This window comes from Sodalis ligni (genome assembly GCF_016865525.2).
Lineage (GTDB): Bacteria > Pseudomonadota > Gammaproteobacteria > Enterobacterales > Enterobacteriaceae > Acerihabitans > Acerihabitans ligni.
This window is the reverse complement of sequence record NZ_CP075169.1, coordinates 3,690,727-3,705,346: the sequence shown is the minus strand read 5'-3', so window position 1 is coordinate 3,705,346 and position 14,620 is coordinate 3,690,727. Positions and strand designations below refer to the sequence as shown.

10 protein-coding genes and 3 pseudogenes are annotated in these 14,620 nt (G+C 55.6%); 8 read left to right on the top strand and 5 right to left on the bottom strand.

Annotated features, from left to right (window positions below; translation table 11 throughout):
* The first annotated feature begins 156 nt into the window (after window positions 1–156).
* Complete coding sequence (locus GTU79_RS17245; RefSeq protein WP_203523221.1) at window positions 157–297, top strand: hypothetical protein; 141 nt, start codon at window positions 157–159, stop codon at window positions 295–297.
* A gap of 46 nt (window positions 298–343) precedes the next feature.
* On the opposite strand, the gene GTU79_RS17240 is transcribed toward GTU79_RS17245, so the two are convergent.
* The gene (locus tag GTU79_RS17240) at window positions 344–1,240 is read right to left on the bottom strand and encodes a LysR family transcriptional regulator (RefSeq protein ID WP_214513187.1); all 897 of its coding nucleotides are present in this window, start codon (window positions 1,238–1,240) and stop codon (window positions 344–346) included.
* A gap of 124 nt (window positions 1,241–1,364) precedes the next feature.
* On the opposite strand from GTU79_RS17240, the gene GTU79_RS17235 reads away from it, so the two are divergent.
* The 3 genes and pseudogenes from GTU79_RS17235 to GTU79_RS17225 all read left to right on the top strand — a co-directional run bounded on the left by GTU79_RS17235 (window position 1,365) and on the right by GTU79_RS17225 (window position 3,043).
* The gene (locus tag GTU79_RS17235) at window positions 1,365–1,778 is read left to right on the top strand and encodes a GlcG/HbpS family heme-binding protein (RefSeq protein ID WP_203523219.1); all 414 of its coding nucleotides are present in this window, start codon (window positions 1,365–1,367) and stop codon (window positions 1,776–1,778) included.
* 64 nt (window positions 1,779–1,842) lie between these two features.
* Complete coding sequence (locus GTU79_RS17230; protein ID WP_214513186.1) at window positions 1,843–2,106, top strand: hypothetical protein; 264 nt, start codon at window positions 1,843–1,845, stop codon at window positions 2,104–2,106.
* 20 nt (window positions 2,107–2,126) lie between these two features.
* Window positions 2,127–3,043, top strand: a pseudogene (locus GTU79_RS17225) (alpha/beta hydrolase fold domain-containing protein).
* A gap of 215 nt (window positions 3,044–3,258) precedes the next feature.
* Here the strand turns inward: GTU79_RS17225 and GTU79_RS17220 are convergent.
* Entirely contained in the window at window positions 3,259–4,374 is a 1,116-nt protein-coding gene (locus GTU79_RS17220; RefSeq protein WP_203523217.1) for an oxidoreductase, read from the bottom strand.
* Between the two features lie 162 nt (window positions 4,375–4,536).
* On the opposite strand from GTU79_RS17220, the pseudogene GTU79_RS17215 reads away from it, so the two are divergent.
* The 4 genes and pseudogenes from GTU79_RS17215 to GTU79_RS17200 all read left to right on the top strand — a co-directional run bounded on the left by GTU79_RS17215 (window position 4,537) and on the right by GTU79_RS17200 (window position 9,370).
* Window positions 4,537–6,040 (top strand): annotated as a pseudogene (locus GTU79_RS17215) (sugar ABC transporter ATP-binding protein).
* Complete coding sequence (locus tag GTU79_RS17210; protein WP_203523215.1) at window positions 6,037–7,032, top strand: ABC transporter permease; 996 nt, start codon at window positions 6,037–6,039, stop codon at window positions 7,030–7,032. Before GTU79_RS17215 ends, GTU79_RS17210 begins: the two are co-directional and overlap by 4 nt.
* A gap of 19 nt (window positions 7,033–7,051) precedes the next feature.
* Window positions 7,052–8,116, top strand: a complete 1,065-nt coding sequence (locus GTU79_RS17205) for a sugar ABC transporter substrate-binding protein (RefSeq protein WP_203523214.1) — start codon at window positions 7,052–7,054, stop codon at window positions 8,114–8,116.
* Between the two features lie 9 nt (window positions 8,117–8,125).
* Window positions 8,126–9,370: an LVIVD repeat-containing protein gene (locus GTU79_RS17200; protein WP_203523213.1), complete on the top strand. Its 1,245-nt coding sequence runs from the start codon at window positions 8,126–8,128 to the stop codon at window positions 9,368–9,370.
* Window positions 9,371–9,443: 73 nt separating this feature from the next.
* On the opposite strand, the pseudogene GTU79_RS17195 reads toward GTU79_RS17200, so the two are convergent.
* From GTU79_RS17195 to GTU79_RS17185, 3 genes and pseudogenes are all read right to left on the bottom strand, one after another.
* Window positions 9,444–11,783, bottom strand: a pseudogene (locus GTU79_RS17195) (DMSO/selenate family reductase complex A subunit); the annotation flags it as partial.
* A gap of 155 nt (window positions 11,784–11,938) precedes the next feature.
* Entirely contained in the window at window positions 11,939–13,522 is a 1,584-nt protein-coding gene (gene nifA / locus GTU79_RS17190; RefSeq protein ID WP_203523211.1) for a nif-specific transcriptional activator NifA, read from the bottom strand.
* A gap of 32 nt (window positions 13,523–13,554) precedes the next feature.
* Window positions 13,555–14,616 (bottom strand): homoserine O-acetyltransferase family protein, encoded by a 1,062-nt coding sequence (locus tag GTU79_RS17185; RefSeq protein ID WP_203523210.1) that lies wholly within the window; start codon window positions 14,614–14,616, stop codon window positions 13,555–13,557.
* Window positions 14,617–14,620 lie beyond the last annotated feature (4 nt).

Genomic DNA, 14,620 nt, shown 5'->3' with positions numbered 1-14,620 from the left:
AAGAATATTTTTCATATAGTACAACAGTTTTGCATCGTATTCGACCATACGCAGAGAAACCTAAGGGCCAGAACCGATGGGGTGATTTTCTCAAAGAGGCCACAAAACGAGGAGTTAATTGAATGTAAAAGCCCGCTTCAGGGAACTGAAGCGGGCTTGTTGGCGGCGCCTGTCATTTGGCGCATGAGTTTTCGCTTTGATGTCCTGGCGCTGGGGCGTGATATCGCCGTTAGTCTGGACATTGACTACCGGCACAACGTGACCGTGATTTTTGACAATCCCTATAACTATTTTTGATCGCCCGAAAAGCCGATGCAAAACAGGGGAGAATTGCCTGCGGCTGTCACGGTCCCTGCAGCGCATCCTGGCAATAGGCCACCATTTCATCAAACAGCACCCGCACCTTGCCCGCCACCCGCACGCCCGGGGGACGCAAAATATACAGATCGTGTTCCGGCATGGCATAGTCCGGCAACAGCCGCACCAGCCCGCCCCCGGACAGGGCCTCCTTGACCATGAAATGGGGAAATACGGCGATCCCGCGCCCATTCAATGCCCACTTGAGCAGCACCTCCCCGCTATCGGAATGGAAACGCCCCGAGGGCAATAGGGAAATCCTGTTTTCGCCCTGCTGAAAGACCCACTCGGCATGGGTCCGGCCGGAATAAATCAGGCATTGGTGTCCCGAAATCAGATCAGGCGTTTGCAATGTCCCGTGCTTTTCCAAATAGGCCGGACTGGCCACCAGGACGGTAGGTATGGGGGCGATACGGCGCGCGGCAAAGCTCAGTTCGCTAATGGCGCCGATACGGATGACAGCATCAAAGGATTCTTTTAATAAATCCACGTAGCGATCGTTGTATGAGATATCAAATTCCAGCAAAGGATAACGGGTGCTCAGCCGGGTCAGCACCGGCTCTAAATGGCGAATGCCGAAAGAATAGGGCGTGCTGATATGTAAACAGCCGGTGATCTCTTCTTTTCTTTCGGCAACGGCCTGATAGGCGTTATCCAGCTCCCGGAGGATCAACTGCGCCCGACGGTAAAATTCATTGCCCGCCGGGGTCAGCGTGACGCCGCGGGTATTGCGCAGCATTAAGCAGACCCCAAGCTCGGTTTCCAGCCGATCAATACGACGGCTGACCACGGAGGTTGAAATAGCCAGCTTTCTGGCCGCGAGGGTAAATCCACCGGTTTGCGCAACGGTGACGAATCCCTTTATATCATCCAGTACCTGCATGATGACTCCCCTTTTAGTCAATGCTCTGTTACCAGGAATGACGGTACCGCATGGCCCGGACAACTGTTAGGTTAGCCCATTGAACACGGCAGTGTAATGTCTCCCGCTTTTTCAAGGAATAGCCATGTCTAATTTAAATTATTATTCCGCTAATAATATTACTTTCACGGCGGCGCAGGCATTACTTAACGTTGGCATCGAGACCGCCATAAAGCAAAACATCTCCGTCAGTATTGCGGTGGTTGATCGCGCCGGACAGCTGGTGGCCTTCGGCAAAATGGACGCCGCGCCGCCGATTTCAGCCAGCGTAGCGGAAGGTAAGGCCCGCACCGCCGCCGCCATTCAGGACAGTACCGAGCTGTTTGAAAGCATGATCAATCGAGGGGAGGTGGCGATGCTTTCCGTGCCGCATCTGGTGCCGTTAAAGGGCGGCCTGCCGCTGTGTGCCGACAGTGAGATTATCGGCGCCGTGGGCGTCAGCGGATCCACGAGTGAAGGCGACCTGAGCTTGGCTAAATGTATTGTCGCCGCGCTTTGAAGCGCTAATGGCAGTGGGCGCCAACCAGGACATTTTATTCCACCGTGACGCAAGGAGTTTTCTTTTGGGTAAAAAAAAGACTGACGATAATCATAGCCGTGAACCGCAGCGCGTACGCCACGAATTGTGTTTCCGAGGCATTAAGATTGCCAACAAAACTCGCGTGGCGAAGGACTTCTGGCGCATTGAGTTCGTCGGTTCGGATTTAAAAGGTTTTAACTCCCTGGTTTTGACGATCTTATATGAAGACCGCCTTAAGGAGCGTAATAAGAATGAAAACAGGATTGGATATCTCTTGCTTGCCGCATTTTCGCTGGCATCCCATTGAGTCATGCGGCAGATGTGCCGATGCCATCAGATTGGCATGGCAAAAATCATTGGCCCACCGCAAGGACCAAACGCTTGCGGTCAGGCCCCGGATATTTCTCGGATTAAAAACAAGTATCTCGATGTCAGTTATGCAAATGTTTCGCCTGCGGAAAAGATGGATATCTTTCTTCCGGAACAGTGGAAGTTAAAATACCCGGTCATTATCAACGTCCACGGCGGCGCGTTTTTTGGTTGTGATAAAATGGACAACCAGTTGGTTCCCGCGCTCTATGGTTTACAGAAAGGTTATGCCGTAGCGAACATCAACTATCGTCTCAGCCCTGAAGCACCCTGGCCAGCGCAGATCAACGATGTGAAAGCCGCAATAAAATTCGTTCGCGCCAATGCGAATAAATATAACTTCGACCCGGATAATATCATCCTGATGGGCGGTTCAGCCGGGGGCAACCTGGTGGCGCTGGCGGGTGTTTCTGCCGATGTAAAATCCCTGGAAGATCCTAAACTGGGTAATGCCGATGTTTCAACGCGCGTACAGGCGGTTATTGCCTGGTATCCTCCGATCAATTTTTGACGATGGATCAACAATGGAAAGAAATCGGTATAGATGGACAGAAGCATTCAACGGAAGACTCATTTGAGTCTTTGTTAATGAGGAAACAGATAACCAAGGTTGATAAGAGCGTAATGGATACAACTAACCCAGAAAACTATATTACTGCAGATGCTCCCCGTTCCTTATCCAGCATGGCTATTTGGATGACACCATTCCACGCTTGCAAAGCCAAGAATTCGCTGTTCGCCTTGCAAAGGCCATTGGTAGCGATAATGTTGAATATAATTTATTGATGAGCGCTCATCATGCAGAAGATTTATATTTCCATACGACCAATAACCTCGAGCGTAACTATCAATTCTTGGCGCGTCATATCTATTAGCCATAAATGGCATTGTGTTTGCTCATTCTAACACTCAGGGATAGTGCCCAGCAGCACCCTCCCTGAATGCGCCCCGGAATAATATTAATAATACATATTGAAAATGAATGTGCTATCAGAAATATTATTATGAATTAATGAGTTTATCCCTTGGCAATGCATGATGATGTGGTCGCCGGCCTGTTGCCGGAACAGACTGGCGAGAAAGGTATCGACTATGAGTGAGCCGGTATTGAGCGGGGATGGCCGATGCTTTCCACTTTTTCGAAAGCGGCCCGCAGGCTATCCGGCGTCAGCTCCACCGGCAGGTAGTGAATAGATTCCGCCGGACGCAAGGTATGGGCGATGACTTTATCCAGATCCGCGCGGTTATGGATATCCACCTCCAGCGCCGCCAGCGTGGTGGGCAGGTGAAAACGGCGGTAGGCGGCAATCAGTTGCGCCAATACATCGTCCTGGCCGAGCAGGGCGCTTTGCACCAGAATACCGTAGGCGACCTTGGTGCCGTGCAAGAATTTTTCCGTTTGCGGTAACACCGTCAAACCATTGTGCACCGCATGCGCCGCCGCTACGCGGGTATAGCGCTCGCCCAACCCGCCGACCATGCCGCCGCCGGCGATAATGGCGTCCACCACGTCCCGGAAAACCTGGCTGAGTTTGCCTTGCCGCTGATGTGTGAGCGCCGTTTCACTGCCTTCGAGCAGTACATCGCGAATCGCCAGCGCGCCATTGATGCCAAGCCGCACCGTTAACGGCAGATTCTGCGGCTCGGGCGCCAGCACCACCGCTTCATACCATTTCGCCAGCGTATCCCCGATCCCGGCCAGCAAATACTCCGCCGGCGCCTTCAGGATGATTTCCGGCTCCACCAGTACCAGAAAATTGGCGTCATCGAAAATTTCAAAATGCAGCGCCTGGCCTGCGTCGTTATACCAGACGGAAAGCGGCGTCCAGGCGGCACAAGTGGCCGCAATGGTCGGTATATTCACCACCGGCAGGCCCAAGCGGCGGGCCACCGCTTTGGCGGTATCCAGTACCGTCCCTCCGCCCACGCCGATCACTACCGCGCGGTCATCGCCGGCGTCCTGCGCCAGCCGGGCCACATCGCTCTCGCTGCAATGGCCTTTGAACAACAGCTGCTTTGCCCCCGGCGCAGTAAAGGCCGCCGGCAGATAAGGGCGCGCGGCCTCGATGGCGCGTTCGCCGAAAATCCAGACGGCGCGGGCCAATTGCCCGGCGGAGAAAAAATCGCCCAGCCGCGTCAAGCTGCCGCTGTGCGAGTAGTAGTTGGCCGGCCCGGTGACGACGCGGATATCGGTGGTAGTGCTCATGAATCTTGTCCTGTTGGTGTACGGCTAACCCTATGTTATGTCTGGACGCCTGGATGGCTAATAACATTTTGCTTTATCTTATGCATTTTACGTTGTTGCCAATCAAGGGACACTATGAAAAATTCGTTAAATCAAACCATTAATCACAAGGATTCGCCGCGGATGGTAGCCAACCGACTTGAGATGCGCGGAGTCAGTCTGGCCTTTTCGGGGTTCCAGGCATTAAAGCAGGTGGATTTCACGCTGTCGGGCGGTTCCGTACATGCGCTGACCGGCGCCAACGGCGCGGGCAAATCGACATTGATGGCGGTGTTGTGCGGCATCCACAGCCATTATGAGGGCAATATCGCCATTAATAATGAGAGTGTGACGATTCGCCATCCCCGCGAGGCGAAACGGCTGGGTATCCACCTGGTGCAGCAGGAAGTGGATGTGGCCCTGGTGCCGGGGCTCAGTGTCGCGGAAAACATCATGCTCGACCGGCTGGCCGAGGGCGGCCATCGTTTCCACTGGCGGGATGTGCGGCAGCGGGCGAGGGCGGCGCTGGCCCAGTTGGATATGCAGATGGGTGTCAGACGCAAGGCGGCGGGCGGCTCTGCTGGCGCAAAAGCAGCACATCATGCTGGCGCGCGCGCTGTCCCATCACTGCCGTTTTCTGATACTCGATGAGCCCACCGCGCCGCTCGATCAGCAGGAAAGCGAACGATTGTTCACCGTGGTGAGACGCCTGAAGGCGCAGGGAATTGGCGTGGTCTTCATCTCCCACCGTATCCATGAACTGAAAGCCGTTTGCGATACCCTGACGGTATTGCGCGATGGCCAGCTGATTGAATCCGGCCCGATGGCGAGTCTCAGCGGCGAGACCATCGTCGAAAAGATGCTGGGACATGAAATACGCGATATCTACCCCCCGCGCCGGCCGCCGCACAGCAACGAAACGCTGCTGCGGATTGAGGGTTTGCATGACGAAGGATTATTGAGAGATATCTCCCTGCATCTGCATAAAGGTGAAGTCCTGGGCATTGCCGGGCTGGCCGGCGCCGGGAAGACCGAGCTGTGCAAGGCGCTGTTCGGCGCCAGTAAAAGCCGTCTGGACCGCGGCGAGCTGCAGGGACGGACGTGGCGGCCGCACGACCCGGCTGATTCGGTCAGCCGGGGCCTCGCTCTGGTGCCGGAGGAGCGGCGTAAAGAGGGTATTTTCATTGATGAATCCATCAGTATGAACCTGTCGGTCAGCGCCGATAACAGCTTCTCGCGCTGGAGTGTCTTTGGCCATCGCCAAGCCTGGCACTGGGCGCAACAGGTGATAACCCGTCTGGGAGTGAAAACCACCGGGCCGGCGCAAACCCTGCGCCGTTTGTCAGGCGGCAACCAGCAAAAAGTGGCCATAGGCAAATGGCTGCGCGCCGATGCGCGGGTGTTGATCTTTGATGAACCCACCAAGGGCGTGGATGTAAAAGCGAAAACTGATGTATTCAATTTGATCGACGGCTTGGCCAGGGAGGGAAAAGGCGTGATTTATGCCTCCGGAGAGTTCGGCGAACTGGTGGGTTTATGCGATCGCATCTGCGTATTGTGGGACGGCCGCGTGGTGGCGGAAATCGCCGGCGCCGACGCCCGTGAAGACACATTATTGTACTACTCGACCGGAGGCGCGGCGTCGTGAGCAAGGCTCTTACTGTGAAGAAGACGGTATCGCTCCGTCGGCTGATGTTCGATTTTCTCTATAAATGGGGCATGTTGCTGACCGTAGTGGCGCTTATCGCCATCTTTGGCGTCGCGTCGGATAATTTCCTCGATCCTTTCAATATCATCAATATCCTGCGGTCTATCGCCATCGTGACGGTTATCGCCATCGGCGTGTCGATTTCATTGACGGTGGGCGGGTTTGATCTGTCGGTGGGCTCCACCGCTTCGCTGGCGAATGCGCTGGTTATCTCGATGTTTGTCTGGCACGGTTTCGGCGCCACCGAAGCCATCGTGCTGACGCTGGCGCTGTGTACGCTGGTGGGATTATTCAACGTCTTACTGATTGTGGTGCTGCGCATTCCGGATATGCTCGCCACCCTTGCCAGCCTGTTTGTGATCCAGGGCGTGGCGATGACCTACAGCTATGGCGGCTCCATTACCGAAAATATGGTACTGCCGAGCGGCGACATGGCGCAAGGGACCATTCCGCCCGGCTTTGGCCTGCTGGGGCAGGTGCCGACCATCGTCATCATCATGCTGGCGGTGGCCGTGGCGGCGCAGCTCGGGCTGTCGTTGACCACCCACGGCCGCCGTATGTATGCCATCGGCGGCAACCCGGAAGCGGCCCGCTTATCCGGAATCCGCACCACGCGCTACAAAGTCATTGCCTATGTGCTCTCATCGCTGCTGGCCGGCCTGGGCGGCATTCTGCTGGCATCGCGTATCGGTTCTTCACAGGTCAACGCCGGCGGAAGCTATTTAATGGACGCCGTCGCCGCGGCCTGGATCGGGTTTTCACTGGCGGGGTCCGGCAAACCCAACGCCTTGGGCACATTGGTGGGGGCGGTTATCCTCGGCGTGTTGCAAAACGGCCTGGTGATGCTGTCCGTCCCGTATTATGCCATGGACATTATCAAGGGACTGGTGCTGGCCGGCGCTCTTGCATTGACCTATTTCCAGCGACGTTAACTTCAACAGGGGAAGAATAATGAAACATTTCGCAGGTTCATTGCTGATGCTCGGGCTGCTGGCCGCCATGCCGGGCCATGCCGCCGTGCCGGCGCCGGTACCGTCAGCCATCGCCAATCATAACGGTCCGATACGTATCGCGATTATCCGCAACCTTGGCTCTGACGATAACACCACCCAATTTGTGTCAGGGGCTGTACAGGAAGGTAAAAAGCTGGGTTTCAAAGTCAGTACCTTTCTCAGTAACGGCGACGATGCCAAATTCCAGGATTTTGTGAATCAGGCCATCAGCCAGAAATATGACGGTATCATTCTTTCCCAGGGACGCGACCCGTATTCCACGCCGTTGGTCAAACGCGCGGCGGATGCCGGGATTGCCGTGTCGGTGTTCGACACGGCGGTTAATGGAGATATCCCGGGCGTGACGGTAACGCAGCAGGATGACATTTCGCTGACGCAGCTCTCGTTTGGCCAATTGATCAAAGACTTCAATGGCAAGGCGAATATCATCAAGCTATGGGTCGCCGGCTTCCCGCCAATGGAACGCCGCCAGGCAGCGTATGAGGCTTTGCTGAAACAGAATCCGGGCATCAAAGAGCTGGAATCAATCGGCGCGGTATCAAGCGATGTCCAGGGCGACACCGCCAACAAACTGGGCGCGGTACTGGCGAAATACCCGAAAGGAAAGATTGACGCTATCTGGGGAACCTGGGATGCCTTCAGCCAGGGCGCCTACAAAGCGTTGAAAGAAAATGGCCGTACTGAAATCAAGCTTTATAGCATCGATGTGTCCAACCAGGATCTGCAATTGATCCGTGAATCCAACAGCCCGTGGAAAGTGAGCGTGGCGGTGGACCCGAAACTGATCGGCGCAACCAACGTGCGGTTGATTGCCAATAAGCTGGCCGGTGAGAAAACCCCCGCCACCTATGATTTCAAGGCGGCGGTTATTCCGCAGGCATTGGTCGCCGGCCAGCCCGGACCGGTGAGTGTGGCCGGCCTGGGGAAAATAATCCCCGGCTGGGGACAGACCGAGGACTTTATCGCCCCTTGGTTTGCCACGCTTGAAGAGAAAAACCACTAAGGAGCGGCTATGGTTAACGAATTACCGCGCCCGGACTACAGCCGCAATATGCGGCTTATAGGCCACAGCGATCAGGGCGGGCGCCCCGACGGCGTACAATTGATGGTGCATCGCGGTTTTGCCTACATCGGCCATATGGTGTCGCAGGGGTTCTCCATTGTCGATGTGCGTGATCCGAAGAATCCCAAGGCGGTGGGGTATGTACCTGCGCCGCCGGGCACCTGGAATGTACATTTACAGGCGTATGACGACCTGTTGCTGGTGATTAACGCCCGAGATCTGTTCGCCGATGTCCGGTTTGCAGATGAAAAGGTCTACTACACCCGGGCGGTCAGCGAGACGGTAAGCGATGTGCGGGATCGGGGCTGGAGCGCCGGCCTGCGTATTTTTGATATTTCCACCCCGGACCAGCCGCGGGAAATCGGCTTTCTGCCGCTCAATGGCATCGGCATCCACCGCATCTGGTATGTCGGTGGCCGCTGGGCTTACGTGTCCGCGTTGATAGACGGTTTTACCGATTATATCTTCCTGACCATTGATTTGGCCGATCCGCGTAAACCGGAGGTGGCGGGGCGCTGGTGGCTGCCGGGGATGAACCAGGCAGCGGGGGAAACGCCGGTCTGGCCGGGAGGAAAACGCTACGCACTTCACCACGCCATTATCAGCGGCGATACCGCCTATGGCAGTTGGCGCGATGGCGGCCTGACCATCCTGGATGTCAAAGACCGTACACAGCCCAGGCTTATCAGCCATCGCAACTGGAGCCCGCCGTTTGGCGGCGGTACGCATACGGCGCTACCCCTGCCGGATCGCGACCTGCTGGTGGTGCTGGACGAAGCGGTGCTGGATAATCAGGAGGACGGCGAGAAGCTTATCTGGCTGTTCGATATCCGTGAACCCGCCAATCCGGTGAGCATCGCCACTTTCCCGCAGCCGCATGAAACGGATTATGTCGCCAAAGGCGCCCATTTCGGACCGCATAACCTGCATGAAAACCGGCCGGGCAGCTTTATCAGTTCAACGCTGATTTTCGCCACGTACCAGAACGCGGGCGTGCGCGCCTACGATATCTCCAATCCGTACCGCCCGGTGGAAACCGGCGCACTGGTGCCCGCGGCGCCGGCGAAGATGATGGATACCCGGCCGAACCGCCCCAGGGTTATCCAGTCCTGCGATGTTTTTGTGGATGCGCAGGGGATAATCTACAGCACCGACTATAATGGCGGTTTGTCGATAATAGAGTATTTGGGATAGAGAAACTTTTTCCTGAAAATCTTTTATGAGCCAATATCGGGAAAAAGCCATATTGGCTCATTATGGGCGATACCTACAGTCTGGCAACCTGTACCAGATTGGTGTGGGAAGGATTTCCTTTTGCCAATGGCGATGGACGTTGCGTCGTCAGTACATTAATAGAGCCGGCATGGTCGATCCGGTTACCGTCGGGGGAATACCAGGCGCCTTCGCTCAGAGCAACCACGCCGGGCAACATCCGCGGCGTGACGTTGGCATCAATTCGTACTTCGCCGCGATCGTTGAAAATCCGGACCACGTCGCCGTTCTTGATACCGCGCGCTTGCGCATCAATGGGATTAATCCATATGTTTTGCCGGCAGGCGGCTTTCAATACCTCCACATTGCCGTAAGTGGAGTGGGTGCGTGCCTTGTAATGAAAACCGATCAATTGCAGCGGATATTTTTGGGCCAGCGGATCGTTATAGCTTTCAAAGCCGGCGCTATAGACGGGTAACGGATGTATGACATCGTCTGGCGTCAGTTCCCAGGTCGCGGCCAGTTCCGCCAGCGCGGCCGAGTAAATCTCGATTTTTCCCGAAGGGGTGGTCAGCGGATGCGCCGCAGGATCGGCGCGGAAGGCTTTATAAGCGATAAAGTGACCGTCGGGGTCGCGCTGTTTGAAAACGCCCTGCGCCTGGAGCTGTTCGAATTCGGGCAAGGCCGGAATTTTTTCCCTGGACTGTTGATAAATATAACGCAGCCACTCTTCCTGGTTTCGTCCTTCGGTGAATTGCTGCTCAACCCCCATGCGGCGGGCGATTTCACTGGTCATCTCGTAAATGGTTTTACATTCGAAACGCGGTTTTATCGCCTGGCTGGCGAAAATAACGTAAGCCATATTGCCGCTGGAGGCATCCAGACAGAAATCCATTTGTTCCGAGGCGGTGCAATCGGGCAAAACCAGATCCGCGTATTGCGCGGATGAGGTCATATGGTTATCAATCACCACAATCATTTCGCACTTCTTGTCGTCTTGCAAAATCCCATGGGTGCGGTTGATATCGGAATGCTGATTGACCAGGCAATTGCCAGCATAGTTCCAGATAAATTTAATCGGTACATCCAGCTTGTCCTTGCCCCGGACGCCATCGTGTCTGGCGGTCATTTCCGCGCCGCGCAATATGGCGTCGGTCCAGGTAAACATGGCAATAGCCGTTTTCACCGGGTTATCCAGCGTCGGTATGCGCACGAACGGCAGAGCATAAGATCCTTCCCGCGCGCCGCTGTTGCCGCCCGAAATCCCGACATTACCGGTGAGGATCGGCAGCATGGCGATGGCGCGGCTAGCCAGCTCGCCGTTGGCATGGCGTTGCGGCCCCCACCCCTGACAGATATAGGCCGGTTTGGCGGCGCCGATTTCCCTGGCCAGCTTTATGATGCGATGGCTGGGAATGCCGGTGATGCTGGACGCCCAGTCCGGGGTTTTCGCCACGCCATCCGGACCCTTGCCGAGGATATAGGCCTTATAATGCCCGTTGGCCGGCGCGCCGGCCGGCAAGGTTTTCTCGTCATAGCCGACGCAATATTTGTCCAGAAAAAGCTGGTCCACCCGATTTTCGTTAATCAGCACATACGCTAGACCGGCAACCAGGGCCCCGTCCGTACCCGGCCGGATGGGTATCCACTCATCCTCGCGGCCGGCCGCGGTATCGGTGTAACGGGGATCGATGACTATCATGCGGGTATTGGAGCGCTCGCGCGCCTGCTCCAGCAAATAGGCGACGCCGCCGCCGCCCATGCTCGTTTCGGCCGGATTATTGCCGAACATCACCACCAGTTTGCTGTTAACGATATCCGTCGGGCTATTGCCATCGGCCCCGCCGCCATAGGTATAATTCAGGCCGGCCTCTATCTGCGCCGCGCTGTAATTGCCGTAATGATTGAGGTATCCGCCGCAACAATTCATCAGCCGGGCGATAAGCGTTTTGCCGGGCGGCCAGGAGCGCGTAATGGTGCCCCCCAATGTGCCGGTGCCGTAATTCAGGTAAACCGCTTCATTGCCGTATTGTTTGATGATGCGTTTAAGATTATCGCTGATTAAGGTAAAGGCTTCGTCCCAGGAGATACGCCTGAATTTCCCTGCTCCGCGCCGACCCACTCGCAGCATGGGGTACTTCAGCCGGTCGGCATGATACACGCGCCGCCGAATGGATCGCCCGCGCAGACAGGCGCGCACTTGATGCGGTTCATCAAAGCCGTCGTTGCCGATATTATCTGTTTCAACGTAGGTAATTTCCCCATCCACCACATGCATACGCAACGGGCAACGGTTGCCGCAATTGACCGTGCAGGCGCTCCAGACCACATCCTCCGTCTTCTCCGCCGTTGGCGGAACCGCGCCGGCATCTCGGCTGAAAGGCAATGCTCCTGCGCATGCCGCCAAGGCGGATCCGCTGTGAGAGCTATTATTCAACATACTCCTCCTCCATAGAGGCTTGTAGCGCCGCACGGCAACTATCGATATTCATCTTGCTTGAAAGGGAATGCGCCGATATATGCGCATCGAGCCAACGTAAAAAGGCATCATCATAACCGTGGTATATCGATATTCAGGTTCTGTATCCGGTAGGCAACCTGACGCGGAGTCATGCCCAACAAACGGGCAGCTTTCGCCTGGACCCAACCGGACTTTTCCAATGCGGCAATCAGCCGCTGCCGATCGTCCAAATCGTCATCGTCCTGGTCTTCGGCAGATTGCGGGTGCGGCAGGTTACGCCGTAAGGCCTGGATCGCCTGACGTGCCGGTGTTCTCTGATTGGACACAATGATGTTGCGGTCAATCAAGCCTTCTTTTGACATCACTGACGCGCGCTCCAGGCAGTTCTCCAGCTCGCGGACGTTGCCGGGCCAGCTATAATTCTTTAGCAAACACAGCGCGCCCTCGCTGATGCGCAGATCCCGCCCCTGTTTTGCCGCCAGTTTAGCAATGAGAAACTGCGTCAGCTCGACGATGTCTTCCTGCCGTTTGCGCAGCGGCGGTAAGTTAATCTGCATGACATTCAGGCGGTAATAGAGATCTTCCCGGAAGTTACCGCTTTGCACTTCCTCTTCCAGATTACGGTTAGTGGCGGCGATAATACGCACGTTGACTTTGATAGTGGTATCGCCGCCGACGCGCTCCATTTCCCCTTCTTGCAAAATACGCAGTAATTTCCCCTGGAAAGAGAGGCTGCTTTCACCGATTTCATCCAAAAACAGCGTACCGCCGTCGGCGAGTTCAAACCGCCCTTTACGCTGACGTACCGCGCCGGTATATGCTCCCTTCTCATGACCGAATAATTCGCTTTCCAGCAAGGTATCCGGCAACGCCACGCAGTTGAATTTGACAAAAGGTTCGCGAGCGCGGGGTGAATCATAGTGAATCGCGTTAGCGATAAGCTCTTTACCGGTGCCGCTTTCGCCGCGTACCAGGACGGTGGTGTCCCATTTGGCCACCTGGTGGATCATGTCGAAAATTCGCCGCATCGACCGGCTACTGCCCACCATATTGTCGAAGCCGTATCGCTGCTTTACCAAGGGGCGCGGTGTGCCCCTTTGCTGTTCCGGGGCGCCGGTTACATCACACGGGTGTTCCACTGGCCGGACGGTTTGGCAAATCAAATTAGCCACCATTTCCAGAAAACGGGTAGCGGCCGGCAGTTGATCCTCGCCTGCTGCCATCGGCTGTGCCGCCAGCACCCCCAGCGGGATGCCGTCCGAACCCGGGATCGGCACGCAGATAAACGGCAGACTGTAATCATACAGATTAAGCCGGTCAAGAAAGCGCGGATCGTCCGAAATCCGCGGCAAGGCCAGTGAACGCCGCTGGCTCATTACCGTCCCCAGAATGCCTTCGCCGATGCGATAGCGCACATTTTTGCATTTTTTCTCCATTTCACTATCGGCACCGTATAACGCTTCGATAAATAATGCGCTGCGGGCTTTATCGAACAGGCAAACCATGCCGTACTGCATATCGGCGTTTTCATACAGCGCCCGGATTATGGCCAGGAGTGTTTGTCCCGTTTCCAGCGAGCGGCTGAGCGTTACGCTGATTTTATGCAGTGCGGTGAACTGCCGGGAGAGATCAAAATGCCGTGATACCCGATCGGCGATGGGGAGATTATTCATGATGATTCTCCTGCTGCTTACGTTTTCGGGCTTTAACGCCTCGTCATAGCCGCTATTTTCTTTTCCGGCTTAATCTCTTGCCCATATAAAAACGGGAAAAGATGTTTTTCCAGCGCTGGCGCTTCGGTCAGAAAACCATCATGTCCATAAAGGGAATCAATTTCCGCATATTGAGCACTTTTGATATGTCTAGACAGATATTGCTGTTCCCTGATCGGAAACAGCAGATCGGAAGTGATGCCGATAATCAGCGTTCTGGCCGTTATTTTAGCCAGCATGGCTTCCGGTTTATCTCTCTGGCGGCCGATATTATGGCTATCGAGCGCGTTAAGCAGGCACCAGTAACAATAGGCGTTAAATCGCCGGATGAATTTTTCCCCTTGATGACGTTGATAGGCGGCGGCCAGAAAACGGTCTTGTTTATGCCGGTCGCTTTCTGCCTGGGTGTGCTGGTAGGTATCGAAACAACGATAGGACAGCAGGGCAATACTTCGGGCTGCCTTCAGTCCGGCCATGCCGCCGTTGGGGTCGACGCCGTCAAAGGTTTTATCTGCCAGCAACGCCAGCCGCTGGCTTTCATTGAAAGCAATTCCCCAGGGAGAACAAACGGCATTGGTGGCCAGAAGCACCAACCGGCTTATTCGCCGAGGCTCATGAATGGCCCATTCCAGCGCCTGTTGGCCGCCCATGGAACCGCCAATCAGTAAATGTATATTCGCTATCCCCAGCGCATCGGCGAGCAGGCTGTGCGCAAAAACCATATCCCGAATGGTTATGGCCGGAAAATCCTGTAGATAAGGCTGATGGGTGGCCGGGTTGAGGCTCCGCGGGCTGGTTGAGCCATAAGGCGAGCCGGGCACATTGGCGCAGACAATGAACCAGCGACCGGGATCAAAACATTTCCCCTTGCCCACCAGGCCGGGCCACCAGGAGATAACATCCGAACTGCCTGTCAGGGCGTGACAAATCCATACCACATTGGATCTATCGGCATTCAGCGTACCATAGGTGTGAAAAGCGATATCAATATCCTGGAGAACGGAACCGTTCTCCAGGACAAAGGACGCAGCGGAGTGAAAATGTTGCAATGTCATAGAG